The 25,882-nt window shown below is 66.9% G+C and carries 24 protein-coding genes and 1 tRNA gene; 11 read left to right on the forward strand and 14 right to left on the reverse strand.

Going from position 1 to position 25,882, the window contains the following annotated elements; translation table 11 throughout:
• The 4 genes from AZH51_RS05990 to AZH51_RS06005 all read left to right on the forward strand — a co-directional run.
• A partial coding sequence (locus tag AZH51_RS05990) for a LytR C-terminal domain-containing protein (protein WP_291522356.1) occupies positions 1-375 on the forward strand: 375 nt, incomplete at its 5' end.
• Between the two features lie 58 nt (positions 376-433).
• Positions 434-523, forward strand: a tRNA-Ser gene (locus tag AZH51_RS05995).
• A gap of 320 nt (positions 524-843) precedes the next feature.
• Positions 844-1,179 (forward strand): hypothetical protein, encoded by a 336-nt coding sequence (locus tag AZH51_RS06000; RefSeq protein WP_291522359.1) that lies wholly within the window; start codon positions 844-846, stop codon positions 1,177-1,179.
• Between the two features lie 47 nt (positions 1,180-1,226).
• Complete coding sequence (locus tag AZH51_RS06005; RefSeq protein ID WP_291522361.1) at positions 1,227-1,616, forward strand: hypothetical protein; 390 nt, start codon at positions 1,227-1,229, stop codon at positions 1,614-1,616.
• Here AZH51_RS06005 and AZH51_RS06010 read toward each other — a convergent pair.
• Positions 1,604-1,810, reverse strand: a complete 207-nt coding sequence (locus AZH51_RS06010) for a hypothetical protein (protein WP_291522362.1) — start codon at positions 1,808-1,810, stop codon at positions 1,604-1,606. The genes AZH51_RS06005 and AZH51_RS06010 overlap by 13 nt on opposite strands.
• A gap of 54 nt (positions 1,811-1,864) precedes the next feature.
• Here AZH51_RS06010 and AZH51_RS06015 point away from each other — a divergent pair, with 54 nt between their 5' ends.
• Positions 1,865-2,344 carry a MarR family winged helix-turn-helix transcriptional regulator gene (locus AZH51_RS06015; protein ID WP_291522364.1) on the forward strand — a complete coding sequence of 160 codons (480 nt, stop codon included), beginning with the start codon at positions 1,865-1,867 and terminating at the stop codon, positions 2,342-2,344.
• On the opposite strand, the gene AZH51_RS06020 is transcribed toward AZH51_RS06015, so the two are convergent.
• From AZH51_RS06020 to AZH51_RS06030, 3 genes are all read right to left on the reverse strand, one after another.
• Positions 2,328-3,782 carry an MFS transporter gene (locus AZH51_RS06020; protein WP_291522366.1) on the reverse strand — a complete coding sequence of 485 codons (1,455 nt, stop codon included), beginning with the start codon at positions 3,780-3,782 and terminating at the stop codon, positions 2,328-2,330. The two genes, AZH51_RS06015 and AZH51_RS06020, sit on opposite strands and share 17 nt — an antisense overlap.
• A gap of 60 nt (positions 3,783-3,842) precedes the next feature.
• Positions 3,843-4,616 carry a hypothetical protein gene (locus AZH51_RS06025; RefSeq protein ID WP_291522368.1) on the reverse strand — a complete coding sequence of 258 codons (774 nt, stop codon included), beginning with the start codon at positions 4,614-4,616 and terminating at the stop codon, positions 3,843-3,845.
• A gap of 96 nt (positions 4,617-4,712) precedes the next feature.
• On the reverse strand, positions 4,713-5,591 hold the full coding sequence (locus AZH51_RS06030) for a LysR family transcriptional regulator ArgP (protein WP_291522370.1): 879 nt from the start codon (positions 5,589-5,591) through the stop codon (positions 4,713-4,715).
• A 69-nt stretch (positions 5,592-5,660) separates the two neighbouring features.
• On the opposite strand from AZH51_RS06030, the gene AZH51_RS06035 reads away from it, so the two are divergent.
• From AZH51_RS06035 to AZH51_RS06045, 3 genes are all read left to right on the forward strand, one after another.
• Complete coding sequence (locus AZH51_RS06035; RefSeq protein ID WP_291522372.1) at positions 5,661-6,275, forward strand: LysE family transporter; 615 nt, start codon at positions 5,661-5,663, stop codon at positions 6,273-6,275.
• 52 nt (positions 6,276-6,327) lie between these two features.
• On the forward strand, positions 6,328-6,600 hold the full coding sequence (locus AZH51_RS06040; protein WP_291522374.1) for a type II toxin-antitoxin system Phd/YefM family antitoxin: 273 nt from the start codon (positions 6,328-6,330) through the stop codon (positions 6,598-6,600).
• A gap of 499 nt (positions 6,601-7,099) precedes the next feature.
• Positions 7,100-8,122 carry a bile acid:sodium symporter family protein gene (locus tag AZH51_RS06045; protein WP_291522376.1) on the forward strand — a complete coding sequence of 341 codons (1,023 nt, stop codon included), beginning with the start codon at positions 7,100-7,102 and terminating at the stop codon, positions 8,120-8,122.
• A gap of 32 nt (positions 8,123-8,154) precedes the next feature.
• Here AZH51_RS06045 and guaD read toward each other — a convergent pair whose 3' ends face one another.
• The 9 genes from guaD to AZH51_RS06090 all read right to left on the reverse strand — a co-directional run bounded on the left by guaD (position 8,155) and on the right by AZH51_RS06090 (position 19,349).
• Complete coding sequence (guaD, locus tag AZH51_RS06050; protein ID WP_291522377.1) at positions 8,155-9,450, reverse strand: guanine deaminase; 1,296 nt, start codon at positions 9,448-9,450, stop codon at positions 8,155-8,157.
• Positions 9,447-10,250, reverse strand: a complete 804-nt coding sequence (gene xdhC / locus AZH51_RS06055) for a xanthine dehydrogenase accessory protein XdhC (RefSeq protein WP_291522379.1) — start codon at positions 10,248-10,250, stop codon at positions 9,447-9,449. Before xdhC ends, guaD begins: the two co-directional genes overlap by 4 nt.
• Entirely contained in the window at positions 10,247-12,709 is a 2,463-nt protein-coding gene (gene xdhB / locus AZH51_RS06060; RefSeq protein ID WP_291522381.1) for a xanthine dehydrogenase molybdopterin binding subunit, read from the reverse strand. The genes xdhC and xdhB overlap by 4 nt, the downstream gene beginning before the upstream one ends.
• Positions 12,706-14,160: an FAD binding domain-containing protein gene (locus AZH51_RS06065; protein ID WP_291522383.1), complete on the reverse strand. Its 1,455-nt coding sequence runs from the start codon at positions 14,158-14,160 to the stop codon at positions 12,706-12,708. Before AZH51_RS06065 ends, xdhB begins: the two co-directional genes overlap by 4 nt.
• 317 nt (positions 14,161-14,477) lie before the next feature.
• Entirely contained in the window at positions 14,478-16,409 is a 1,932-nt protein-coding gene (uraD, locus tag AZH51_RS06070; protein WP_291522385.1) for a 2-oxo-4-hydroxy-4-carboxy-5-ureidoimidazoline decarboxylase, read from the reverse strand.
• Between the two features lie 321 nt (positions 16,410-16,730).
• Positions 16,731-17,657: a factor-independent urate hydroxylase gene (pucL, locus tag AZH51_RS06075; protein ID WP_291522387.1), complete on the reverse strand. Its 927-nt coding sequence runs from the start codon at positions 17,655-17,657 to the stop codon at positions 16,731-16,733.
• A 5-nt stretch (positions 17,658-17,662) separates the two neighbouring features.
• The gene (uraH, locus tag AZH51_RS06080; protein WP_291522388.1) at positions 17,663-17,986 is read right to left on the reverse strand and encodes a hydroxyisourate hydrolase; all 324 of its coding nucleotides are present in this window, start codon (positions 17,984-17,986) and stop codon (positions 17,663-17,665) included.
• The gene (uraD, locus tag AZH51_RS06085; RefSeq protein WP_291522391.1) at positions 17,983-18,492 is read right to left on the reverse strand and encodes a 2-oxo-4-hydroxy-4-carboxy-5-ureidoimidazoline decarboxylase; all 510 of its coding nucleotides are present in this window, start codon (positions 18,490-18,492) and stop codon (positions 17,983-17,985) included. Before uraD (AZH51_RS06085) ends, uraH begins: the two co-directional genes overlap by 4 nt.
• A gap of 95 nt (positions 18,493-18,587) precedes the next feature.
• Positions 18,588-19,349 (reverse strand): IclR family transcriptional regulator, encoded by a 762-nt coding sequence (locus tag AZH51_RS06090; protein ID WP_291522393.1) that lies wholly within the window; start codon positions 19,347-19,349, stop codon positions 18,588-18,590.
• Positions 19,350-19,463: 114 nt separating this feature from the next.
• Here AZH51_RS06090 and AZH51_RS06095 point away from each other — a divergent pair, with 114 nt between their 5' ends.
• Genes AZH51_RS06095 through alc form a run of 3 tightly spaced genes read left to right on the forward strand, consistent with a single transcriptional unit; the run spans position 19,464 to position 23,130 of the window.
• On the forward strand, positions 19,464-20,714 hold the full coding sequence (locus AZH51_RS06095) for an aldolase/citrate lyase family protein (protein ID WP_291522394.1): 1,251 nt from the start codon (positions 19,464-19,466) through the stop codon (positions 20,712-20,714).
• A gap of 17 nt (positions 20,715-20,731) precedes the next feature.
• A complete protein-coding gene (allB, locus tag AZH51_RS06100) occupies positions 20,732-22,078 on the forward strand; it encodes an allantoinase AllB (protein ID WP_291522396.1) in 1,347 nt (448 codons plus the stop codon).
• Positions 22,075-23,130, forward strand: a complete 1,056-nt coding sequence (gene alc / locus AZH51_RS06105) for an allantoicase (protein WP_291522398.1) — start codon at positions 22,075-22,077, stop codon at positions 23,128-23,130. Before allB ends, alc begins: the two co-directional genes overlap by 4 nt.
• A 64-nt stretch (positions 23,131-23,194) precedes the next feature.
• Here the strand turns inward: alc and AZH51_RS06110 are convergent, their stop codons facing one another.
• Positions 23,195-25,861 carry a LuxR family transcriptional regulator gene (locus AZH51_RS06110; protein WP_291522400.1) on the reverse strand — a complete coding sequence of 889 codons (2,667 nt, stop codon included), beginning with the start codon at positions 25,859-25,861 and terminating at the stop codon, positions 23,195-23,197.
• Between the last annotated feature and the right edge of the window lie 21 nt (positions 25,862-25,882).

Genomic DNA, 25,882 nt, shown 5'->3' on the forward strand with positions numbered 1-25,882 from the left:
AGTTGCGTCCGCACCACCCCGCCTCCGGCGCCGCAATCGCTGTTCACGCTGAACGTCTACAACGCCTCGAAGGACAAAGGGGTGGCCAAGCGGACGGCCGCGGCGCTGCGGTCCCGGGACTTCTCGGTGGGCGCGGTGAGCAATGACCCGTACGGCGAGCAGATCGACGGCGTCGGCGAGTTGCGCTTCGGGACCGAGGGCGCGGCGTACGCCAAGCAGTACGTTCTTCCGCTCTTCCCCGGCGCGACGTTGCAGCAGGACGGGCGCACGGGCACCTCGGTGGACGTCGTGCTCGGCGAGGAGGCCCCGTCGGTCAGCGACAGTACGCCGACCCCCACCCAGACGTTGCCGGCCGACTGCGCGCAGTACGAGTAGGCGCCACTTCGGCTCGGCGTTTTGGGCGTGGCACCGCGGTTCGGGTACCCTCGTCGGCGGTGGCGTGTCCGAGCGGCCTAAGGAGAACGCCTCGAAAGCGTTTGTGGGTGAAAGTCCACCGAGGGTTCAAATCCCTCCGCCACCGCCAACGAAGAAGGACCGTGCTCCGAGCGCAAGCGAGGGGTGCGGTCCTTCTTCGTTCATTGGAGTCGGGGATTTAGAAGGAGCGAGGAGCGCAGCGACGAGCGACGGTTCCCTCCGCCACGAGATGCCTCAGGACATCGACGCCGTCTCAGCGACAATCGACGAAACCGGCACGAGTCGTTGCGTCCCCGGCCCGGAACACCTCGACTAGCGACGGAAACGCCACGATGCTCGAGCATCCCCACCAGCGGCGCGGCAGTATTGCCACGTCCGTCGGTCAGCAGCCTCACCGACGTAGAGGTATGTCAAGCAAGGAGGGATGTAATGGCAGGAGCCATCTTCTTCGATAAGGACCGCGCATGGTCGGCGGCGTCCTGGTGTTTCGACTGGGTGCTGGAGGTGATCGCTCGCAATACCGAGGATCCACAACTCGCACATGATCTGCGTTTCATCATCCGAAACAATTTCGGAGGCCTTTTCCTGGAGCAGCTTCCTTCCGAGCATCGCGAGGAGGTGCTACGAATCATGGATCAGGTACTCGTTCCGTACTCAGAGGCGAACCTACCCTCCGACATGCCGGCCCGCGAAGGCAACATTAGTTACCTTCAAGAACTGGTAGATCTCTCACGTGCGACCTCCGCTCATGGCGACAGCGCATAACGGTCAACCTGAACACTCGGAAGATGCGCATTGAAAAGGGAGGGCACATGGCGAACGCCCTGCCGCCAGACGATCTACCTGGTGGCTTCTGGTATCCGCACGGATATATCAGGCTTATCGAATGCGGCTTGCTCACCCTGGAGCCATGGCATGTGCTCGACGGGGCACAAGTGCAGGACAAGCGCAGCGGTCTGGCTGAACGGTTCCCGAGCCGCCGGTTGCTTCCCTTCGCGGCGCGTCAGGATAACGATGACTGCGCATGTTGGGATCTGGATCGCGGCAGCGAAGTGGTCGCGATCGTTCACGACTACGCCTCACCCGGCTACGAGAACCGCGGCGAGTACGCGACGTTCTACGACTGGCTCCGGCAAGCGGTCGAGGACTTCATCGAGTTCGACCTCGGCTACGACGAAATACTGAAACCTCAGTCCGGCTGAATCTCGCTGGGTAGCGCGGCCCGGACACGCGCCGTACGTTCGCGGCGCATGCGCTCACGCGGGTCACGGTGCAGGGGCATCTGAGCGGGGCCACCCCAGGCGAGCAGCGTGTATTGCAGCCGCCAGACAAAGCGGTAGCCCAGCGATAATCCCGTCGTCTCGGCAGGAATGGGTGTTGGTCGCGCCTCGCTCATGCCACCCGAGGGTATACCAATTCTTGGTACACCAACTATCGGTAGACTGACCCCGTGTCCGACGACCCCCTCGCCCTGGAGAACCAGGTCTGCTACGGCCTGGCCCTCGCCGCCCGGGGCATCATCGGTGCCTACCGCCCGGTGCTCGAGCCGCTCGGGTTGACCCATCCGCAGTACCTCGTGATGCTCGCGCTGTGGGAACGCCACCCGCAGTCCAACCGGCAACTCAGCGACGCGCTGCGCCTGGACCCGGGCACCATCACTCCGCTGATCAAGCGCCTGGAGCGAGAGGGTTACGTGACCCGGCAACGACAAGCGGGCAACGAGCGCACCCTCGACATCGACCTCACCGAGCGCGGAATCGCCCTACGCGACAGGGCAGTTCACGTGCCACTGATCATGATCCGGCGCCTCGGACTCAAGCCGGCGGACCTGCCCGCTCTCGCCGACACCCTGCACGGCCTGATCGCCGCCGCCGACAACCCGCTACCGCTCACCGACGCAGAACGGGCCGCTCTTACTTCACCTCACTGATCGGCGGCGCGATGTCCTCCAACGACTTCTGCGCGGCGTCCACCGACAGGAACAGCGCCAGAATCCCACCTATCACCATCAGCGCCGCCCCCAGGTAGTAGCCGGGCGCAATGCCGGTGATGTCCTTGGTCGCGGTCGCGTTGTCGATGAGTTTGCCGAAGAGCAGCGGACCGCTGATGCCACCGGCCGCCGTGCCGATCGCATAGAAGAACGCGATGCACAGCGCCCGGGTCTCCATCGGGAAGATCTCGCTGGCCGTCAGGTACGCCGAACTGGCACCGGCCGAGGCGACGAAGAAGGCGACCATGCCGAAGATCGTGAGCGTGACCGCGGTCAGGTTGCCGAGCACGAGCCCGGCGATGGCCAGGATGACGCCCGAGACGATGTACGTCGCGGAGATCATGATCTTGCGCCCCACCTTGTCGAAGAGCGGGCCGAGGATCAATGCACCGGCGAAGTTGCTGATCGCGAATGCCGCGAGATACCAACCGGTTTGACCAACGCCGAGGAACGTCTGCAACGTGTCGCCGAAGGTGAAGAAGAACGCGTTGTAGAGGAATGCCTGCCCGATGAACATGCCCAGACACAGGATCGTGCGCCGCGGGTATTCGGTGAAGACGGTCCGCGCGATCGTCGGCAACCCGATGGTGTGCCGCTGGCGGATCTTGAGCGTCTCGTCGACCTCCGGCAACGAGACGTCATCCTCCTTCTCCACCCGTTTCTCGATGTCGGCGACGATCTTCTCGGCTTCGTCCTCCCGGCCGTGGATGAACAGCCACCTGGGCGACTCCGGCACATTGCGCCGCACGAAGAGGACGCCGATCCCGAGGATCGCGCCGAGTGCGAAGCAGAACCGCCAACCGAACTCCGGGTTGACCAACTGGGGATCCAACAACGGAATGGTCAGCAGCGAACCAGCGGCTGCCCCCACCCAGTAGGACCCGTTGATGGTGATGTCGATCCGCCCGCGGAAGGCGGCGGGGATGAGCTCGTCGATCGCGGAGTTCACCGCGGCGTACTCCCCGCCGATGCCCAAACCGGTGATGAAGCGGCAGGCGAAGTACCACGCCGGGTTCATCGACGCGGCGGTGAGCACGGTACCCACCAGGTACACCAGCAACGTGATGATGAAGAGCTTCTTGCGGCCGAAGCGGTCGGTGAGTTGCCCGAAGAAGAGTGCTCCGATGCACGATCCCGCCACGTACACCGCGCCGGCCAGGCCGATCTGGGAACTGCTCAGTCCGAGCCCGTGGGTTGAATCCTTCAGGACGTCGGACAGGTTGCCGACGATCGTGACTTCAAGGCCGTCGAGCACCCACACCGTGCCCAGCCCGATGACGATGACCCAATGCCATGGCGCCCACGGCAACCGGTCCAACCGGGCCGGTATATCGGTGGTGATCGTGCCGAGCTCTTGGTCCCCCTGCGTCTGTGCCATCGCCCCCTTCTACTCCGCACACGGGGACTTGGCACCACCCATTGGGTGCCGGCGCACTCGTCAGTTGAGTGCGGCGAGATCCGCTTTCAGCTGCGTCATGTTGAAGCCTTCCGGCGAACGCCCCTGTCGCAGATACTCTTTCGAGACATAGGCGTAGCTCTCGTCGTTGTACTCCTGCAGGAACGCATCGGTCATCGCCTGCTCCCGACCCCACGTCACGATGACGAAGTGACCGGACCGCCGGGCCACCGCCGGGATGTAGTGGCCGCCCTCGATCGGGGATCCGGGCACGACATCCCAGGGCTGATGATCGCGGAACTGCTGCATCGCCGACTCCGGGAACCGCACGCCGACCCCGATCGCACCGAAGAGGTACATCGCCAACAGGTGCTCCTGCACATCTCCAGGAGTCAACGCCAGATAGGCCGCGATCTTGTGCCGATGACCGCTCGCGTCCGCCAGGCCGGTGTGTCGGCGATAGGAAGCGGCAACCGCCATGTCGGTACCCCGGTCGGTGTCGGGCTGCCCGGGGACGTACCCGGTGATCGCCGAGTAGTTCGTGATCGCTGCCTCGGTACTCACCGCTGCCTCGTGCGATCCGTTCTTGGTCCAGAGCATGGTTTCGTGGAGGCCCCCGGCGATGACGCAGTCACCCACGTGGTCGTTGCCCAGCATCTGCCACGGTGCGACTCCGCTGTCGTGGCCGAAGCTCGCCGGCGGGGTGGGCAACAGCCGTGGCTCGAGATACTTCGTGAGTTTGAAACTGACGGCATCCGGTCGAGCGGGGAGTTTGCCCAGTTTGAACTCGCTGGTCGCGGTGGATGTCTTGCTCATGATGGCCTCCTTGGACGTATCTGCATTTATGACGAGATCCGTTGCGGGACAGGAATACACGGGGGCGAAAATCCCAGCGAACTCCCAGCTAACAGGTCAGCCCAGCGCCGAGCGGGCCGCCGCCGTCACCAGCTCGGTGACCGTGTCCAGCAGCCCGGACTGGACCTTCCACCGCTGCCAGTACAACGGCACCTCGAGCGTGCGGCCGGGGGTCAGATCGACCAACGAGCCGTCGCCCAAGAGCGAGGAGCAGAAGATCTCCGGGATCATCCCCCAGCCGAGTCCGAGCAGCACCGCAGACCGATGCTCGGTCGTCGACGGGATGTAGTGTCGTGGCGCGTCGAGGGTTTCGCCGCTATTTGCCCGAAAGTAATTGTGCTGCAGGTCATCTGACCGATCAAAGGTGACGATCGGGGCGCCCTGCGCGAGATGAGGACGCCCGCTGAGCCAATCATCGACGTACGCCGAGCTGGCCACTGCGCGGTACCGCATCACTCCCAGCCGGCTACTGCGGCAGCCCACGACGGGACGGCGATCCGCCGTGACGGCAGCCATCACCCGGCCCGCGCGCAACATCGCCGCCTTGGACTGCTCGTCCTCACGGTGCAGGTCGAGGGTGATCCCGTGTTCGCGCGTCACGCGTTCGAAGGCCGGCAGCAACCAGGTGGCCAGGGAGTCCGCGTTGACCGAGATGCTGACCGCCCGTACCCCGGCGGCGTCGGCGGCGAGGTCACCCGCAAGATCGTCCTGCAGCACCTGCAACTGACGGGCGTAACGAAGCAGCCGAGTGCCGGAGGCGGTAGCCCGGGTGGGCAGGGTTCGCTCGATCAGGGTCTGGCCCAGCGCGTTCTCCAAGGCGCGGATGCGTTGGGAGACCGCCGACGGGGTCACGTTCAGCACCCGTGCGGCGGCATCGAAGCTGCCGTGGTCGACCACTGCGACAAAGGTCTGCACCTGGATGGCGTCGGGCGTCATGAAGTAAGGCTAATGTTTCATAAGAATCATTCGCTGGACTTCATATGACGGCGCACGCATGCTCAAGTCGTGAGTTTCTTCTTCATCGGCCTGCTGACCGGCCTCAGCCTGATCGTGGCGATCGGTGCGCAGAACGCGTATGTGCTGCGCCTCGGCTTGAGTGAACCCGCGCGCATCGTGGCGCCGGCGGTCGTGCTCTGCATCGCCTCCGACGCCGCGCTGATCATCGCCGGCGTCGCGGGTCTGGGTGCGCTCACCTCGCGCGTCCCGTGGCTGCTCACGGTTTTGCAGTGGCTTGGCGTGACCTGGCTGATCGGCTACGCGGCGCTGTCGGCGAGAAGGTGTCTACACGGCGTACGCTCCTCGGCCAGTCTCGACGCGACCCCGAGTGCCCCGGCCACGCTGCGGACTGTCCTGCTGACCACGGCCGCTTTCACCTGGCTGAATCCGCACGTCTACCTCGACACGATGCTGTTGATCGGGTCGCTGGCCAATGCCCATCCGGTCGGTCGCTGGTGGGTGGCGGCCGGCGCGATCTCGGCCAGCGCGTTGTGGTTCGTGGCCCTCGGCGGTGGCGCGCGGTTGCTCCGCCCGCTCTTCCGGCGTCCGCTCACGTGGCCGGTCATCGACGGCACCATCGCCGCCACCATGGGCGCCCTCGCTGTGCGACTTGCTATGCACTAAACCGAGCCCGCTGATTGCAACGGTCGCGCTACGGGACCGGCAGACTGGTGTCATGGCTACCCGGATCCCGCAGCGCGAGCTACGCAACAACAACGCCGAGGTGTTGAAGCGTGTCGCTGCTGGTGAGAGCTTCGTGGTCACCCGCAACGGAGAACCCGTCGCCGATGTCGTGCCCCACGTGGCAACGTCTCGTCCACCACGGTTCCCAGAGACACACACTCTGCTCTCCGAACCAGACAGTCGGCTTGATCGGGGCAAGTGGCTCGCAGACATTCGCGACGGCGACAACTTCATCGACGACGACCCCTTGAACAGTCGCGCCTGACCACGAACTCGCACTCCTGGATACATCGCGTGTCATCGACATCCCCGATGCCATCCCCAGCATCGCCACCCGGGCCGCGATCAGCACGCTGACTAGTGCGGAACTGGCCTACGGCCAACACCATGCTGACCCGATCATCGCCGGCGCGCGAGAGGCCAGGTATCGGAGCATCCTGACCCAGTTCGACCCAATCCCTACTCGTCCAACGCCGCCCACCTCTACGGAGCTATCGCGGCGGCCGTCCGTAACGCAACCCGCAACCCGCGACCCCGCCGCATCGACCTGTTGCTTGCGTCAGTAGCCGCGGACCTGGGTGCCGTACTCGTCACACGGAACCCTGACGATTTCGTCGGAACCGAGCGACTCATCCGCATCGTCGCTATCTAACCGCCCACGACCTGGTCGGCGCCGATCCGGCGCCTCACCCACGAACGAGGGCCGATCACATCGCGAGACCTACGTTCCACATCGTGGACGATCTGGGGTAACATCCGTCACCGTGTCAGAGATAGATAGCACCTCAAACAATCCGTCGCAGCGCCAGGACCGCAGCGCACTCATCGCCGTCACGATCTTCCCGCTGTTGGTACTCGCCGCAGGGGCAGCCGGCTATCTCCTTCCCGACACCTTCACCCCGTTCACCGGCCAAGTGCCCTACCTGCTGGGGATAGTGATGCTGTGCATGGGTGTCACGCTCACCCCGCCGGACTTCGCGCGCATCGCGAAGCGTCCCTGGGTAGTGCTGCTCGGCCTCGTGGCGCATTACGTCATCATGCCGCTCGCCGGATGGGCGATCGCGCACGCGCTCGGCCTGAGCCCGGCATTGGCAGTCGGCGTGATCCTGGTCGGCTGCGCACCGAGCGGCACGGCCTCGAACGTCATGACGTACCTGGCGAAGGGCGACGTCGCCCTGTCGGTCTCCGTGGCCACCTTGTCGACCCTGGTCGCCCCGGTCCTCACCCCGCTACTCACGCTGTGGCTCGCCGGCTCCTACCTGCACGTAGCGGCGGGTTCGATGTTCCTCGACATCGTGAAGACCGTGCTGATCCCGGTGATCCTCGGCGTCGTGATCCGTCTGCTCGCCGGGCGCTGGGTCGACCGCATCTCGGGCGTCTTCCCGTGGATCTCGGTTGCGGCGATCTCACTGATCGTCGCAATCGTGATGGGCCACAGTGCTGCTGCGTTCCGCACCTCTGGCCTGCTGGTCTTCGTCGCCGTGGTGCTGCACAACGGTTTCGGGCTCTTCCTCGGATACCTGTCCGGCAAAGCGGCCCGGCTCGACCACCGCGCCCGCCGAGCGCTTGCCTTCGAGGTCGGCATGCAGAACTCCGGGCTCGCCGCATCACTGGCCGCCGGGCACTTCGCCTCGATGCCGGCGGCGGCGCTTCCGCCGGCGATCTTCTCGGTGTGGCACAACGTCTCCGGCGCCGTCACTGCCGCCTTCTTCCGGCGACGTCCGCTGCCGCAGGCTGAACTCGCCACCGCCGAGCCCGACCGCGAAGAGGCCACCCTGGCGGGCTGAGCTGAGGTCGAGCGCGTCCGCTTCAACCGGACTCAGTCGCGCGACCGCACCTGGTCGCCGCCGATCCAGACCTTAGCCACGTCGTACGTCGTGCCAAGGACGAAGATCTTGGCCAACGCATCGCTCGGGTCCGCTGCGTTTCTGAGGCACACGTCGAGTGTGGATCCCGTTGGGGGCTGGAGGAGTACGGCGTCAAAGGACTTCCCGACGGACAGGTCACCTACCGTGTCGGCCAGGTCGAGCGCCTGCGCGCCTGCGGCCGTCGCGAGGTACAGCAGATGTGCTGGCGTGAGCGGCACCCCGGCCTCGCCGAGGAGTTGCTGCACGAAGTACGCCTGCAGCCCCTCCTTGAAGAGACTGAAACCGGTGCCACCTCCGACGTCACTGCCGAGGCAGACGCGGACTCCGGCAGCGAGGTGCTCTTTGAGCGGAAAGAAGCCGCTGCCCAGGGAGGAGTTGCTGGTCGGGCAATGGGACACCGAGGCCGATGCGGACGCCAGCGCCGACAGCTCAGCGGGCTTGGGGTGGACATTGTGGGCCAGGATGGTCCGTCGGCCGAGCAGTCCGTACCGGTCATAGCAGTCGACGTAGTCCCGTGAGTCCGGGAAAAGCGTTGCTACCTCGGCGATCTCGCGGTGGTTCTCGTTCACGTGTGAGGTGACGAAGAGATCCGGGGTGTCTTTGACCAGTTGCTGGCAGGACTCCAACATCGGCCCGGACGCGGATAGTGCGAAGCGGGGGGTGACCGCGTAACGCAGCCGCCCGCGGCCGTGCCAGGTGCCGATCAACGAGCGGCTCTCCTCATAGGCCCGCTTCGGGGTCGTCAGGAGGTCCGATCGCAGGATGCGGTCGCTGACGACGAGACCCGCGGTGGCCCGGATCCCGACACGGGACGCTTCGGCGAAGAAGGCGTCCATCGCCGAGGCGTAGTGCGCGCCGAAGACCATCGCTGAGGTCGTGCCAGCGGCGAGCAGGCCGGACAGGAACTCCCGGGCGATCTGCTCGGCGTAGCTGCGGTCGGCCAGGTGCGCCTCCTCGGGCAGTGCGCAGTACTCCAACCAGTCCAGCAGCGGCATACCCAGACCGCCGATGACGTGCACCTGCGGGAAGTGCACGTGGGTGTCGATCAGGCCGGGGATCAGGACGCCGCCGCGCACATCGACAACGTCAGCGTCCGGCGCGTCGGCCCGCACGACCGCGAACTCACTACGGGCCGTGATGATTCCGTCCTCGACCAGCAGGCCGACGTCCTCGCCGGAGCGCAACTGCCCACCCTCGAACGGGCTGTCCGAAGTGTCGAACACCCGGGCGCGATAGAGGGTCCTCACACTTCCACCATCGCCAACTGCGATGCCAACTGCGCCGCCACGCTGAGGGCGATGACCGCCGGCTCCTTGCCGCTGATTGACGGCAGACCGATCGGGCAGCTGATCGCGCCGACGGCCTCCGGCGAATGTCCCTCGGCCAGCAGCCTTTTCTCGAAGCGGCGCCACTTGGACCGGGACCCGATGAGACCGATGCTGCCGAGGTGCCCGCAGCGCAGCGCGGCGTCGCACAGCGCCATGTCCTCGGAGTGATCATGGGTCATGATCAGCACGTGAGTGCCGCGCGGCACCTGACCCAGGACGAGTTCGGGCACCGGCGAATGGTGGATCGTGACCGTGCCGACCGGATCGTTCAGGCTCGCCAAGCGCTCAGGCGTGAGTTCGTTTGCGCGGGAGTCGATCAGATGCAGGTCGAGGTCCTGCCGGACCAGAATCCGTGACAACTCCAGCCCGACATGCCCGGCCCCGAAGATGGCAATCGCCGGGACCGGCAGGATCGGCTCCATCAACAGGGTCACCTCACCGCCACAGCATTGAGTGCCGTGCTCGACCGGTGCGTGCTCGTTGAGCGCGAACTCCATTGTTACCGGGGCACTCTCACCACCACCGATCAGCTCACGGGCCTTCTCGATCGCCGTGGCCTCGAGGTTGCCACCACCGACACTGCCGCTCTCAGCGGTCGCGGTGACGAGCATCTTGGCACCGGCGTCACGTGGCACGTGCCCCCGCGACACAATCACGGTCACCAGGACGGCCGGTTCGCGGCGCGCCCGTGCTGCGGCGACCTCCGACACCCAACTCACGGCCGGCTCCCCGCCGGCTGGGGCTGCTCGGCAGCCGCGACCCGTTCGGATTCGGGACGCATCGGGTGACCACCCGGGATCGGTTCGGGATCAACGGCAGCCTTGTCGCGGCGTACGTTGCCATCAGCCTGACCCGACCGCGCCGACTCCAGCGCCCAGTAGACGGCCTCGGGCGTCGCCGGAAGCGCGAGGTCCACGCTCGCGCCGTCCGGACCGAACGCGGCGGCGGCCTGCCGAAGAGCTTCCCGTACGGCGAACGCGAGCATCAGGGGCGGCTCACCGACCGCTTTGGAACCGTAGACCGCGCCCTCCTCGTGGGCCTGCTCCAACAACGACACGTGGAAATCCTGCGGCATCTCCGAGAAGCTCGGCAGCTTGTAGGTGCTGGCGGCCTGGGTTGCCAAGCGCCCGCGACGCGGACCATCGGACTCGTCCCAGACCAGTTCTTCCAGGGTCATCCAACCGGCGCCCTGGACGAATCCACCCTCGATCTGGCCGATGTCGACCAGTGGCGAGAGGCTGTCGCCGACGTCGTGCACGATGTCCACCCGGCGCGTCTGATAGGCCCCGGTGAAGCCATCGACCTCGACCTCACAGACTGCCACCCCGTTGGCGAAGTACTTGAACGGTGATCCGGTCATCGTCGAGGAGTCCCAGTGCAGACCCTCGGTGCGGTAGTAACCAGCCGCGGACAGCTGAACCCGTTGGAAATAGGCACGTTTCGTGAGTTCGGCCCACGGCAGCGGATCCGCGGTGCTGCCGATCGCAGAGACCACACCATGATCGAACCGCACATCAGCCGGGTTGACCCCGAAGTGCTGTGCCGCGACCGGCCGCAGCCGCTCGATGATCTGCTCGCACGCGTTCTTGACCGCACCGCCGTTGAGGTCGGCACCCGAACTCGCCGCCGTAGCAGAGGTATTCGGCACCTTGTCGGTACGAGTGGGCGCGAGCCGCACGGTCGACAGCGGCACCCCGAGCGCCGTGGCCGCGACCTGAAGCATCTTGGTGTGCAGCCCCTGACCCATCTCGGTGCCGCCGTGGTTGATGAGGACCGAGCCGTCCTTGTAGACCAGCACGAGCGCGCCGCCCTGGTTGAACGCAGTCAGATTGAACGAGATCCCGAACTTCACCGGCGTCACGGCGATGGCGCGTTTGGTGTGCTCGTGCGTCGCGTTGAACTTCTCAATCTCCTGCTGGCGGTCGGCGAATCCACCCTGGCCGCAGGCCTGTTGCCAGGCACGGCCGAGGCGCTCCCATTGAGTGACCTCCTGCCCGTACGGCGTGGTCTGCCCCGGCCCGTAGAGGTTGCGTTCGCGCAACTCGGCTGGGTCGACCCCGAGCAACGGTGCGCACCGGCCGAGGATGTCCTCGATGACCAGCATCCCCTGAGGTCCACCGAACCCACGGAAAGCGGTCTGCGACGTCTTGTTGGTGCGTGCGATCCGGCCGTCGACCGACACATTGGGGATCCAGTAGGCGTTCTCGATGTGGCAGACCGCTCGGGCCAGCACCGGTTCGGAGAGGTCGAGGCTCCACCCCGCGTCGGAGGTGATCGTGGCCTCGAGCGCCAGCAGGTGGCCGTCGTCGTCGAAGCCGACCTTCCACTCGGAGTGGAAGCCGTGCCGCTTGCCCGACATCGTCATGTCCAGAGTTCGGTTGAGCCGCAGGCGAACTGGCCGGCCGGTGAGGATGGAGCCCAGTGCCGCGATGGCGGCGAACCCGTGTGGCTGCATCTCCTTGCCGCCGAAGCCACCACCCATCCGCAGGCACTGCACCGTCACCTCGTGGGAGGCCAGACCGAGCACGTGGGCCACGATCTCCTGGGTCTCGCTCGGGTGCTGGGTGCTGGACTGGATGAAGATCTGCCCGTTCTCGTCGACCTGGGCCAGCGCCGCATGGGTCTCCAGGTAGAAGTGCTCCTGGCCCTTGAACTCGAACTCGCCGCTGAAAACGTGCGCGGCCTCGTCGAATCCGGCCGCCACGTCGCCGCGCTCCATGTGCGGTCGCGCCCCTTGGAAGCTCTCCGCAGCAATGGCCTCGGTGACCGTCATGATCGCGGGCAGCGGTTCGTAGTCGACCTCGACCTTGCCGGCAGCCACCCGGGCAGCGTCCAACGTGTCCGCGAGCACCCAGCAGATCGCGTGTCCGTGGAACATCACTTCGCTGGGGAAGAGGGGCTCGTCGTGTTTGACGCCGGCGTCGTTGACCCCGGGGACGTCGTCTGCGGTGAGGATCCGGACGACGCCGGGGACGGCCAGCGCGTCGTCGACTCGAACCGCGGTGACGAGCGCGTGGGCGTGGGTCGATTGGACGGGCCAGGCGTGCAGGACGTCCTTGGTCCGGATGACAAGATCGTCGGTGTAGAGCGCCTGTCCCGTGACGTGCAGACTGGCGGCCTCGTGCGGGATGGACTCGCCGACAACGGGATTGGCGGGGCGCTGGGACAACGAACTCATGCCGAGACCTCCTGCACGGACGTGGTTTCCACGAAGAACTTGTGCAACGACGTGCGCAGCATCGCCGTGCGGTAGGCGCTGCTCGCGCGGTGGTCGCTCATCGGCGTACCTGCATCGGCCAGGGCAGTGGCCGCCGCGCGCACGGTCTCGGCCGTCCACGGGCGCCCTTCCAGGGCCGCCTCCGCGGCAGTCGCCCGTAGTGGTGTGGCAGCAACGCCGCCGAGCCCGATACGTGCCCGCGCGACAATGCCGTCGCTCAGATCGATGGCGAATCCGACTGCGACACTTGAGATGTCGTCGAACCGGCGCTTGGCGATCTTCTGGAAGGCGGTGTGCGCCGCCAATGGCTTCGGGATGACGACGGCCTTGATGATCTCGGCCTTCTCCCGCACCGACTGGCGATATCCGGTGAAGTACTCCGCCAGCGGCACGGTCCGTTCACCGGCGGGACCGGCCAGCACCAGCGACGCCTCCAACGCCAGGAGGGCCGGCGGGGTATCCCCGATCGGTGACCCCGTCCCGAGGTTGCCGCCAAAGGTTCCCCCGTTGCGGATCAGGCGGGAGGCAAACTGAGGAAAGAGTTTGTCCAACAGCGGAATCCGCCCGTCAAGGCGACTTTCAACCTCGGACAGGGTGAGCGCAGCGCCGATCGTGAATCCACCATCGTCCTCGGTCAGTTCGCGCAATTCCGGAAGGCGGTCGATTGCGATCAGCGTCGTCGCGCGGGTCATCATCAGGTTCGCTGCGACACCCCAGTCGGTGGATCCGGCCACCAGCTGCGCCGTCTCCCCGGTAGCCAGGAGGTCGATCGCCTCGGTCAACGACTCCGGTCGTACGTACCGCGCACCGGCCACCGTCACGTCGGTGTGGGCGGGCGCCGGAGCGGCCTGCGAGCGCCGCTGCGCCAGTTCGTCGGTGCTGTCGGGAGTGCCCAGGGCGTACGCCGCGTCCCGGATCGGTCGGTAGCCGGTGCACCGGCACAGATTTCCGCTGAGGGCGTGGAGGTCGAATCCGTTGGGGCCACGCTCGTGTTCGCCGTGCTCGTCGGCCTCGGCACCGACGTCCGATGCTGGGGTGCGGTCCTTGCGGTAGTACTCCGCGGCCATGCTGCACACGAAGCCTGGGGTGCAGTAGCCGCACTGCGATCCGCCGCGGACGGCCATCTCCTGCTGGACCGGATGCAACTGGCCGGGTTCGCCCAGACCCTCGGCCGTGACGATGCTCTGATCTTCCAGCGACAGGGCCGGGATGAGGCAGGCGTTGATCGCGGTCCAGGTCGTGTTGCCGTCGACGTCGGGCCGGGCCACCAGGACCGAGCACGCTCCGCACTCCCCCTCCGCGCAGCCTTCCTTGGCGCCGGTCAACCCCTGCTCGCGCAACCAGTCCAGGGCGTTGGTGTGGGCCGTCACCTCATCCAGTGACGTGGTGCTCCCGTTGACCGTGGCACGCATCGCGGCCTCCTTCGAATCTCGCTTCCGTCCCCGCCGCGCTGCGGATCCCGTTCTAAGGGGACCACAGCAGCCGAGGACATGGTTGGTCTGATCGAGGAAGTCGCCCGGTTATCCATGTCGAACGAGCAACGACCTTGTGAGGCGGGTCACACACTACCGCACATGAAGTGTACTTTGGAATGCATTTTCCACCATACGGATTTAGATCGACAGTCGAACACTACGCCCCACGGCTGTCGACCGGTTTGGGACGGGTTGACCCACAAATTTTGAAGACGTGGGTCAACCCGTCCCAAAGCCGAGGAAGGCCGCCGCTGTCAGCGGTCCCGCGGTGTGCTCAGGTGACTCAGGGCCGCCGCCTGTAGCGGGTTGGCCTCGGCCACCAGATCGTCGAACCGATACCCGGCGATCTTGGCGATCTCCACCATTGCGCTGTTGTGCTCCTGGACCACCGAGTTGTGCAGCCGGCGTTCGCCGTGCTCGATGATCTGGTCGAAGCTGCCCTCGTCGCGCACGCACACCACCAACGGGAAGCCGAAGCGCTCCCGGTAGGCCGAGGTCAACGCATCCAACCGCTGCTGGTCATCGCCGTTGAGGTGGGTCAGCCCGCGCAGCGACTGCTCCTCCTGCGACGCCGGACCGGCAGTGCCCTCGATGACCTCGTCCGAACCCAGTCGCGGATAGCCGGCGATCAGTTCGGCCTGCTCTTGGGGGGTCGCCGCGAAGAGCGCCTCCTGGAAGGACCGTCGCAGATCCGCGGTGTCGCTGAACGGCCGCTGCGCGTAGGCACGGTGCACCACCCAGTCCGGGCCCTGGAAGAGGCTGCCGAAGGTCTGGGCGAACTCGTCCTCGGACATCTCGTTGACCTGCTCCAGACGGATCAGGTTGCCCGGCGAGCCTGCGACAGCCGGCCCTCGATCACTACCGACGTGGTAGAAGATCATGTAGAGCACGAAGGCCGCGATGCTACCGATCGTGATGCCGCTGCCCAGCAGGACCTGCAGCTTGTCCGGCAACGCCTTGGCGATACCGGGCTGCGCGGTCACCAGCATCGCCAGCGCGAGGCTGGTCGCCACGATGATCACGTTGCGGTGGTCGTTGAAGTCCACCTTCGACAACGTCTGGATACCGACGACGGCCACGGTGGCGAACATCGCCAGCCCGGCACCACCGAGCACCGGCTTGGGAATCCCGGCCACCAGAGCGCCTGCTTTCGGCAGGAGTCCCAGGATGATCATGAACAGACCAGCGGTCGCCACGACGTACCTGCTCTTGACGCGGGTGAGGCGCACCAACCCGACGTTCTCCGCGAAGCAGGTGTAGGGGAAGGAGTTGAGGATGCCGCCGATGAAGGTGGCAACACCATCGGCCCGCAGTGCGCGGGTCACATCGGTGGAATCAACTCGCTTCTCGACGATTTCGGCGGTGGCGAAGACGTCGCCCGTGGTCTCCACCGCGGTGATCATCATGACGATGATCATCGAGATGATCGCGACGACACTGAACTTCGGGATGCCGAAGTAGAACGGCGTCGTGACGCCCACCCACGAGGAACTGCCGACCTCGCTGAAGGTGGCGTCGCCCAGCATCCAGGCGATCACGGTGCCGCCGACCAGTCCGATCAGCACGGCGATGGTGGCGATGAAGCCGCGGAAAACCCGCTGCAGCGCCACGATGACCAGGATGGTGCCGATGGCGTAGCAGAGGTTGCGGCCGTTGGTCGGGTCCGCCTTCCCGTTCGCGTCCATGACGGCGTCGCCCGCGGCCACCGGGAGCAGCGACAGGCCGATCACGGTGATGACCGTGCCGGTGACGACCGGTGGGAAGTAACGCACCAGCTTGCCGAAGTACGGCGCCACCAGGAAGGTGACCAGACCGGCGACGATGACCGAGCCATAGATGGTGAGCAGGCCGTCGGTGCCACCGCCCGCCGCAAGGCCGATGGTGATCATCGGGGCGACGGCGGTGAAGGTGACGCCCTGCAGCAACGGCAGCCGGACGCCGACCTTCCAGAAGCCGATCGACTGGATGATCGAGGCGATACCGCAGGTGAACAGGTCGGCGTTGATCAGGTGGATCAGTTGCTTGGTGTCCAGGCCGATACCGCTGGCCAGCAGGATCGGGACGATGACGGCGCCGGCGTAGAACGCCAGCAGGTGCTGCAAGCCGTAGATCGCCAGCTTCGGTGCGGGAAGCACCTCGTCAACGGGGTGGACGGCCTTGCGAGGAGGCGCTGCCACTGTGGTCATAGCGGACCTTTCCGCTCGAGAGCTGGCGGCGATGACACCACCAGCAGACATGGTTTTGCTGACCGACGATCCGCGACTGGTTATCCATGCCAAACACCCGCGGTGACTCTGTGAGCCTAGTCACATTCGGCGCCGCGTCAAGGAAAAATGAAAAGAAACTTCCACCAGGCGGAGATTGGTAGCTGGCGAGGGGTGGCCAACGTCCGGCTCTCGACACGTCTGGGACGGGCTACCCCACGATCCGAAGAGTCGTGGGGTAACCCGTCCCGAAGCCGGTGGCAGGACGAGGAGGTGAGCCCTCGCCGTACGTCGATCGCCGGACTATGCGTCAGCCGGCACCTTGGCAGCGGCCTCGGACCAGGCCTGACCCGGGTCGTACGCCGCGGAGGCATCCACATCGGCAGTCCGCTTGATGGTCGCCTCGATCAGCCCGTAAGGCCGGTCATCGGCGTGGAAGACCTCGTTGTTGTTCTCCAGGTCGAAGGAGGACAGGTCGAGCACGAAGTGGTGCTTGTTGGGGCAGCTCATCCGGATCTCGGCGATGGTGGCGTCCGCGTCGAGCGCGGCCTGGCCCATCTCCCAGATGGTGTGCTGCAGGGCGTAGCTGTATGCGCCCGCGAAGGCTGCCGTCACCGCATCGAAGACCGCGTCGAACGATGCGCCCCAGTCCTTGTCGTTGCTGGAGTGCGCCCACTGCGACTTGATCGCGGTCGCCATGACGCGGTCGTTGGTCGGCTGCAGCGTCGTGTACTTCTCCTGGTAGAACCCGTGGAACTCCGAGTCGGTGGTCTTCAGGACGGTGAGGTCCTTCAGCCCACTGACGACGGTCGCCGGAGCGGAGCCGCGACGCGTCACGGTCACCGTCCGCACATAGTCACCGTTCTTGACGAAGGCGTGCGGGTTGCCGTGCGAGCGCACCCACGGGAAGGCCTCGATGTTGATCCGGGCGGTCTCCACCTGCGGCACGTCGTCGACGAAGTGGTTGGCCAGCGCCAGCGCGAACGACTCCGGCTGACGGACCGCGTCCCCGGCCTCTTTGGCGAAGGCGTTGACGGTGTTCTTGCACGCGTCGGTGGTCAGCACCTTGGCCTGGTCGCCGGTCTGGTGGGCCTCGTCGAAGTCACCGGTCAGCGCGACGCTGACGTTGTAGTCGACCAGGTCGTGCGGCGCGGTCGGGTCGTCGCGGAAAACGCGCACGACGTGCACTTCGGCTTTGCCGTATTGGTTGTATCCCAGGACGTAGGACATCGTTGTCAGCTCCCTCGGTAGGTGGAAAAGGCGAACGGGCTCAGTAGGACTGGCACGTGGTAGTGGCGGTCGTCGCTGACCGCGAATGTGATGTCGACCTTCGGATAGAAGGCCGCGACGCCGATCCGGTCGAAGTACTCACCGGTGGCGAAGCTGATGGTGTAGATCCCGTGCGGCAGACCGCCGGGCGCGAGGTCGGCAATCCGGCCGTCCTCGTTGGTCACTCCGGCGCTGATCGGTGCGTCGCCGGGTCCGGTCACGGTGACCGCGATGCCGGGGGCCGGGGTGCCGCTTACCGCATCGAGGACGTGGGTGGATAACGAGCTCATGGCTTGATGGCTCCTTCGAGTCGCAAACGGGTGATCTGGCGCAGTTGCTCACGCACTTCGGCGAGCTCGGTGTCGTCGTCGTTGCCCAGCCGCCGCTGCAACTGCTCGAGCATCTCCTGCGGTGAGCGGCCGGCCGCGCGGATCAGGAAGACCCGGTCGAACCGTTGCTCGTAGGCGATGTTGCCCTCGCGCAGGGCGGCCTTCACCTGATCGTCGGCGTCGCCCATCGAGGACTGTTCGGAGCGGGACAGATCGGCGCTGTGCCCGTCCGCGGAGACCTTGTCGCCGATGCGCGGATGGCCGGCCAGTGCAGCATCCAGGTCGGCGGGATCCAGACCCTCGAACACGGCATCGGAGGTTGCCAGCAGAGTCCCGCGATCGGCGTACGGGCGTCCGTCGACCACCCCGGCGGCCCAGCGGGGCGCGGAACACAGCTGCTCCAACCACTCGCCGGCGTCAGCGGCAGGCAGGGCGTTGAAGGTGCCAACCTCGAGTGACTCGCTCATCGGATTCCATTCTGCGAAATTGCTATTCCGTATCAAGAAACTAAAGAGTGACGCGGGTCACTGTCAAGGGTTTGGCGACAACTCTGTCGCCGACGTCACGCGGAGGCGACGTCGAGGTGCGTGGCCAGGTCAGCGGCGACCTCAACCAGGAGAGGTACGGCGCGCGCGCGCACCCGCTCATCCACCCGGACCGCAGGGCCCGAGATAGAGACTGCGAGCAGAGCGGTCGCGCTGGGCACCGGCACCGCGAGGCAGACCACGCCGTCCTCCAGTTCGCCTTCGTCCGCGGCCCAGCCACGTTCGCGCACGGTGGCCAGCTGGGCCAGCAGTTCGTCCGGGTCGGTGATGGTGTGGGGCGTGAGTGCCGGCATGCCCGCCCGCCGCAACACGGTGCGGACCTGCTCGTCCGGCAACTGGGACAACAGCGCCTTCCCGGTGGCCCGGCAGTGGGCGTGCACATGACGGCCAAGGTCGGTGAACATCCGCATCGCATGCGGCGAGGGCACCTGGCCGACGTAGACCACCTGGTCGCCGTCGAGGGTCGCAAGGTTGGCCGTCTCGCCGAGTTCAGTGACCAGACGGCGCAATTCGGGCGTGCTGCGGGAGCCGAACGCGGTCAATGCGGAACTGCCGAGCGGGATCAGTCGCGAGCCGAGGGCGTAGCGCCGGTCGGGCAACTGCCGCAGGTAACCGCGGTCGACCAAGGTGCGCACCAGGCGATGGATCGTGGGCGTCGGCAGACCGCTGGCGGCGGCGATCTCGATCAACGCCAGTTCGCCCCCGGCGGCATCGATAGCCTCGAGAATGTCCAGGGCGCGGGTCACCGACTGCACGCCACCCGGTTTGCTCTGCGCCATCGCCCCTCGTCCTGATTCGGTGCGCCCAGCGTAGAGCGCCGACCACCATTGACAGCCATAGTACCGTCGAGTGGAAACATATTTCCGTATTTCGGAAACTATCCGGGAGGGCCCATGGACCAGACAGACATCGTCACCGCGCTGCAGCGTCAACTGGACGACACGCTGCGCGAGGCCGACGCCGACCTGGCCGCCCGCTACCCCGGTGACCGCACCGACCGGCAACCGATCCATACCGTCTACGTCCCCGGCGACCGCGTCAGCGCCGATCTGCCGCGGGCCTGGGGTGACGAGGCACTGCGGCTGCTGACCGCGTACGCGCCAGACGCCGCGACCCTGGCTGCCGCCCTGGGCGAGCCGGTGGCGGACATCGAGCCGATCTACCCGCTCATCGTGGCCAAACTGCAGCGCGAACCGATCGAGGACCTGCGGATCGACTTCGAGGACGGCTACGGGCGCCGGCCCGACGCGGTCGAGGACGCTGACCTGCAAAGCTGCCTCTCGGCGTACGCCGATCAACGGACTGCCGGGATCCGCCCACCCTGGTGGGGGATCCGGTTCAAGTCCTTCGAGGCACCCACCCGCGACCGCGGGGTTCGCACCCTCGCCGGCTTCCTGGCTGGAGTCATCGAAAACGGCCAGGTGCCAACGGGTCTCACCCTCACGTTGCCCAAGGTGACCTCGGTGGGGCAGGTCAGCGCGATGGCCGACGCCCTGGACGCTCTTGAAGAAGCACTCGGCGCTCCGGCCGGCAGCATCGGCTTCGAGATCCAGGTCGAGACGGCGCAGGCGATCATGGCCCCGGACGGCACCGCGGCCGTTGCGGCGATGGTGCATGCCGGGCGCGGCCGGGTCACCTCGTTGCACTACGGCACCTTCGACTACTCCGCGGGGCTGGGGATTGCCGCGGCCTATCAGTCGCTGGACCACCCGGTCGCCGACCACGCCAAGAACGTCATGCAGGTCGCAGCAGCACAGACCGGCGTGCGACTGTCCGACGGCTCCACCAACGTGGTGGCGTTCGGCACCGCCGAGCAGGCGTTCGCGACGTGGCGGCTGCACGCCGACCTGGTCCAGCGCTCGCTCGTCCGGGGCATCTACCAGGGTTGGGACATGGCGCCGGGGCACCTGGTGTCCCGGTACGCCGCGACCTACCTGTTCTTCCGCCGGGCCTTCGATCCCGCGTGCTCCCGACTGGCGGCGTACGTGCAACGCATCGGGGGGGACGTCATGGACGAACCGGCCACCGCCCGCATGCTCTCCAGCGCTCTGCTGCGCGGGATCGCCTGCGGCGCGTTCAGCCAGGCGGAGGTCACCGACCGCACCGGTCTTGACCAGGACGCACTGACCGGACTGACCCGATGAGCGGGGATACTGACGTGGTGAGTTTCGATCTCGTGGTGCGGGCGCACGACTCCGTTGTCGGCTCGGGTGACGATGTGCGCACCGGCCCGGTGAGCGTAGCCGTGCAGGACGGCCGGATCGCGCAGGTCGGGCCATTCGACGCCGATTGGGCTGCAACGGAAACCGTCGAGTTGGGCGCCGACGAGGTACTCATCCCCGGTGGCGTCGACACCCACGTGCACGTCAACGAGCCTGGTCGCACCGACTGGGAGGGCTTCACCACCGCGACCCGTGCGGCCCTGTCCGGCGGGACGACCAGCATCATCGACATGCCCCTGAACAGCCTGCCCTCCACGGTCACCGTGGACGCCTTGCACACCAAGCAGGATGCTGCCTCGGGTCAGTGTTACGTCAACGTGGGCTTCTGGGGCGGCGCGATCCCCGGCAACCTGGACGACCTCGAAAAACTAGACAGCGCAGGGGTTTTCGGCTTCAAGTGCTTCTTGGTGGACTCCGGCGTCCCGGAGTTCCCGCCGCTGTCGACGGCCGAGTTCACGACCTATCTGGCCCGGACCGCCGAGCTCGGCGCATTGATGATCGTGCACGCCGAGGACGGCGACGAGTTGGCCAAAGCTCCTGTCGCACAGGGGCCGCGCTACACCGACTTCACCGCGTCCCGCCCGGACGCCAGTGAGGTCACCGCGATCCGCACCGTCATCGAAGCAGTCCGAGCGACCGGTGGCCGCGCCCACATCCTGCACCTGTCGAGCGCAGCAGCGTTGCCGGAGATCCGAGCCGCGAAGGCCGAGGGCCTGCCTCTGACTGTGGAGACCTGCCCGCACTACCTGACCTTCGCCGCCGAGACCATCCGTGACGGTTCGACGGCGCACAAGTGCTGCCCCCCGATCCGCAGCGACGCCAACCGCGATGCCCTCTGGGAAGCATTGGCAGACGGCACGATTGACATCGTCGTGAGTGATCACTCGCCGTGCACCGTCGATCTGAAGCTGGTCGAGTCCGGTGACCTCGGCGCGGCCTGGGGCGGTGTCGCGTCGGTGCAGTTGGCCCTGGCGGCGGTGTGGACCGAGGCCCAGCGGCGCGGCTTTGCACTCACCGATGTCGTGCGGTGGATGAGCACCTCCCCTGCCGCGCTGGTCGGCCTGGCCGGCAAGGGTGCGATCGAGGTCGGCCGGGACGCGGACCTGGTCGCGTGGGCGCCCGCGCAGAGCTACACCGTGCACGCCGCCGATCTGCAGCACAAGAACAAACTGACTGCCTACGAAGGCGTTTCGCTGTCCGGTGTGGCCCGCCGGGTCTGGCTGCGCGGCGCACCGGCCACCATCGAACGCCCCGACGGGCAGTTCCTGATCCGAGGAGAACGATGACCCCACCCAACCGCCGCAGCCGGCGCCTCGCGACCGAGGCGGATCTGCCGGACTTCGTGGTCCTGCCCGATCTGGCCTCCCGCGCCATGGGTTCGGGGGTCGTGGCCGCCAACGATGAGTTGTTCGCCGAGAAGGAGAACCTCATCAAGCCGGAGGAGCCGACCTACTCCACCTACACCTTCGGTCACAAGGGTCAGGTGTACGACGGGTGGGAGACCCGTCGCCGCCGTGAACCCGGATTCGACTGGGCCATCGTGCGATTGGGCGCTCCCGGTGTGGTGCGCGGCATCATCGTCGACACCGCCTACTTCAAGGGCAACTACCCGCCGGAGGTGTCCGTGCAGGGTGCGGTCATCGACGGCTACCCCTCGGCTGAGGAGCTGGAGGACACCGACTGGTTCGACCTGATGCCCCGATCCGCGGTCAAGGGCGATGACCTGAACTCCTTCGACGTGGACTGCGACCGGTTGGTCACCCACGTGCGCCTTTGTATGCACCCTGACGGCGGCATCGCGCGGCTGCGGGTGCACGGTGAAGTAGTCGCCGACCCGCAGTTCATCGGCCGGGTCAACGTCAACCTCGCCGCGCTGGACTGCGGTGCCGGGATCGCCGGCTGCTCCAACATGTTCTACTCCTCGCCGACCAACCTGATCATGCCCGGCAACGCCCGGCTGATGGGTGAGGGCTGGGAGACCTCCCGGCGCCGCGACGACGGCAACGACTGGGTCGAGGTGCGCCTGGCCGGACCGGGGACCGTCGGTGTCGTCGAGTTGGACACCCGCTACTTCCTGGGCAACGCCCCCGGCTGGGCTCGGGTGACCGGGTGGTCGGCGGATCGCTCCCAGGAGGTCGAGATCCTGCCCAAGACCCGCCTGCAGCCTGACACCCGGCACCGCTTCCGCGTCGACAGTTCCGATGAGATCGCTTTCGCCCGCCTCGACGTCTATCCCGACGGTGGGATGGCAAGGCTGCGGCTGCTCGGCGAACTGTCCGAAGCAGGGCGCCAGGCCATCCACCAGCGGTGGACGAGCGCAGGCGGCCCAGCCCGCTGATCGGCGTACGTCGATCGGCAGCTCTCCGCCACCCCCTCACCCCCCCACCTTTTGACGCTGTAGGTCAGCGGGTTTCCGCACGGAGAATGTCGCGAAGCTGGGATCGTGCGGTAATCCCGAGTTTGGGAAACATGCGATACAGGTGCGAGCCCACCGTGCGCGGGGACAGTGACAGCATCGCGCCGATCTGCTTGTTGGACATTCCGTCCGCAGCCAACCGGGCGATCTGGTCCTCCTGCGCGGTCAACGGCAGCGGGTTCTGGGCGCCGCCATCGAACGGTACGCCGGCAGCGCGCAACTCGCGATCGGCGCGCTCGACCAGGCGCAGCTGACCCAGCGCCCGGAGCACGTCGGCAGCCTCCTTGAGCGGGCGCCGCGCCTCTGTCACCCGCCGGCTGCGCCGTAGCCACATCCCGTGGGCGAGCAGTGCCCGCGCCCGCTGATACCCGGTCGCACGATCGATGGACGCGTTGTACAGCTCCTCGGCGGCGTCATCGGCAGCAAGCAGGGCCCGCGCCAGGGACACCTGGCCGATCAGCTCGCGGGTTCCGAGTCGGGCAGCGATCCGTTCCCACCGATCAACGACCGGCCGGATCGGTGCGAGGTCGACACCCGCCAGCACGGCACTCTCGACCAGGTCGGCGATCGCCCAGCCAGCAAGATACTCGTGATAGGCGGGATCCGACGGGTCATGCACCCGCCAGAAGCTGTCGTACGCCTCCTGGAATCGGTCGCCGCTGAGCAGCACACGACCGTTGGCGAGTTCGACGACCGCCAGCACCGGATCCACGACCGACCCGATGATCTGCCCGCGGACCGCATCAATAGTGGCCAATGCCTTTGTCTCCGAGACGAACTGAGCCTCCACAGCCGCACGAGTAGCGGCCAGTGCGGGACCGACGGAGAGGACTTCACTGCCAGCGAGCTCGTCAGCATCGTGCAGCCGAATCGCCGCCTCACGCACGTTGCCCAGCCGGAGGGCGATCGACGCCTCCGCGGTAAGCGACTCCGCCAACAGCCCCCACATGCGCGCCGCGCGGAGCCGTTGGGACGCAGCCCGCGCCAACGGGCTGGCCAGGTCCGGCGCCCAGACGGCGGAGGCCGCACTGGCCACCATGTGCAACAGCCGAGGGTCCGGCACGTCGGCTGGTGCGATCCGCCGGGCGATCTCCACAAAGGCGGGCCCGTGCTCGATCGGGTCGGCGTGGACCAGGAGCGCCTGCCGCAGGATGCCGTCACCGAAGCCGGCACTGACTCCGCGTGCCAGCTCGGTCCGCGTCCCCGGTTCCAGTCGGGTGCGGTACAACGTCCGGAACAGCAACGGAGAGAACAGCTCTCGGGTCTCGCACGCTCCCTCAAGGCGCGAGAGAACATCCAGTGCGCCCTGGGCAACGCGCTCACCCCGCGCGCCGCGGGCACCCAGCAACTCGCCGTACGTCACCACCACGGACCGCTCGACGGGACCGAGCCCGCTGTCGGCTGCCCACCGCAACAGCCGGCCCGCGCGTGCGGTGAATCCGAGGTCGACCGCCAACGTGACGGCGGCGATCAGACGGTCGACCCGCAGCGCCGGGTCGAGCGCGTGCCGCGCCGCGAGTTCGAGCGCGTCGAGCGCGAGGTCCGCTTCATCGCGATGTAGTGCGACGACGGCGACTTCAGCCAGTTCCCGGCCGAGCGCGGCGTCCGGGTCCGCGACCGCCAGTGCGCGATGGCAGGCGCGCTGCGGTGCAGGAAGCGCGGTCAGGGCGGCCAGCACACTATGGGCTCGTTGCAGCTGGTCAGGTCGCACCTGTTGGCGCAGGACCGCCCCGGTCAGGGGGTGCCTGAATCGCACGCGGTCGTCGCACACATCGCAGACCCCGCGCTGCACGGCCGTCGCCAGCACGTCCGGCGACGGCAGCCCGGAGACCGGCAGCTGTGGTTCCAGAGCCACCAACAGCAACATCTCGCGGGTCGGGGCGGGCAGCCCGTCCAGATCGACTCCTGGTGCGGTCAGTCCGTAGACCCGGCTCCCGGGGCCGTCGACCGCGTGACCCACGACCGCGGCGGCCAGCGTACGGATCGCGAGCGGATTGCCGGCCGCCTCACGGACTACCCATTGCCTTTGTTCGCAGGTCAATTCAGGCGATAGCCAACGAACGACCCGGCGGGCGGCTGAATCGTCGAGCGGATCCAGGCGTAGCGACTCGAAACTTCCGTCGACCAAACCATCGGCCTGCTCCTCGCTGGTCGTCAGCACCAGAAGGGCCGGCAACTCGCTCATGCGGTCGGCGAGCAAGGTGACCACCTGCCGTGAGGCGACGTCGATCCGGTCGAGGTTGTCGACGATCAGCAGACCGCGGCGCACGCCCAGGCCACTGCGCAGCACGTCCAGCACGGCTAAGGCGACCGCATAGGCCGGGGGTGGTGACTCGGCGCCGAAGCGGAACGCCTCGCGCAAGGGGCTTGTGGCCGGGAGCTCGGACGCCATAGCCCCTACCAGTTGATGCAGAGCGGCGTACGGCGGCAGCTGCGCCGCTGCCGCGCCGCCGGTCCGCCGGACCTCGACCCCCGCCGCCGCGGCCCAGGTGTCCAAGTCCGCCACCAGTGCGCTCTTGCCCGATCCGATCGGCCCGCGGACCACCGCGACGAAACCGTGGTCCCCCGATGTCTGCACCATGCGCCGCAACCGGGCGATCTCGCGGTCGCGACCGGCCAGCATCGGTCCGGGCGACGAGGGGCGACCACTCACCGCACCACCTTCGCATCTTCG

It is taken from the genome of Branchiibius sp. NY16-3462-2 (genome assembly GCF_001594145.1).
In the GTDB taxonomy this organism is placed as follows: Bacteria; Actinomycetota; Actinomycetes; order Actinomycetales; family Dermatophilaceae; genus Branchiibius.

Excerpts from the sequence above, each read along its gene's own strand:
- AZH51_RS06090 (WP_291522393.1), bottom strand. The coding sequence starts at position 19,349 with ATGGCGCAGAGCAAACCGGGTGGCGTGCAGTCGGTGACCCGCGCCCTG.
- alc (WP_291522398.1), top strand. The coding sequence starts at position 22,075 with ATGACCCCACCCAACCGCCGCAGCCGGCGCCTCGCGACCGAGGCGGAT.
- AZH51_RS06000 (WP_291522359.1), top strand. The coding sequence starts at position 844 with ATGGCAGGAGCCATCTTCTTCGATAAGGACCGCGCATGGTCGGCGGCG.
- AZH51_RS06020 (WP_291522366.1), bottom strand. The coding sequence starts at position 3,782 with ATGGCACAGACGCAGGGGGACCAAGAGCTCGGCACGATCACCACCGAT.
- xdhB (WP_291522381.1), bottom strand. The coding sequence starts at position 12,709 with ATGAGTTCGTTGTCCCAGCGCCCCGCCAATCCCGTTGTCGGCGAGTCC.
- uraD (WP_291522391.1), bottom strand. The coding sequence starts at position 18,492 with ATGAGCGAGTCACTCGAGGTTGGCACCTTCAACGCCCTGCCTGCCGCT.
- AZH51_RS06005 (WP_291522361.1), top strand. The coding sequence starts at position 1,227 with ATGGCGAACGCCCTGCCGCCAGACGATCTACCTGGTGGCTTCTGGTAT.
- AZH51_RS06065 (WP_291522383.1), bottom strand. The coding sequence starts at position 14,160 with ATGCGTGCCACGGTCAACGGGAGCACCACGTCACTGGATGAGGTGACG.
- AZH51_RS06030 (WP_291522370.1), bottom strand. The coding sequence starts at position 5,591 with ATGACGCCCGACGCCATCCAGGTGCAGACCTTTGTCGCAGTGGTCGAC.
- uraH (WP_291522388.1), bottom strand. The coding sequence starts at position 17,986 with ATGAGCTCGTTATCCACCCACGTCCTCGATGCGGTAAGCGGCACCCCG.
- AZH51_RS06095 (WP_291522394.1), top strand. The coding sequence starts at position 19,464 with ATGGACCAGACAGACATCGTCACCGCGCTGCAGCGTCAACTGGACGAC.
- pucL (WP_291522387.1), bottom strand. The coding sequence starts at position 17,657 with ATGTCCTACGTCCTGGGATACAACCAATACGGCAAAGCCGAAGTGCAC.
- uraD (WP_291522385.1), bottom strand. The coding sequence starts at position 16,409 with ATGACCACAGTGGCAGCGCCTCCTCGCAAGGCCGTCCACCCCGTTGAC.
- AZH51_RS06010 (WP_291522362.1), bottom strand. The coding sequence starts at position 1,810 with ATGAGCGAGGCGCGACCAACACCCATTCCTGCCGAGACGACGGGATTA.
- AZH51_RS06025 (WP_291522368.1), bottom strand. The coding sequence starts at position 4,616 with ATGAGCAAGACATCCACCGCGACCAGCGAGTTCAAACTGGGCAAACTC.
- AZH51_RS06040 (WP_291522374.1), top strand. The coding sequence starts at position 6,328 with ATGGCTACCCGGATCCCGCAGCGCGAGCTACGCAACAACAACGCCGAG.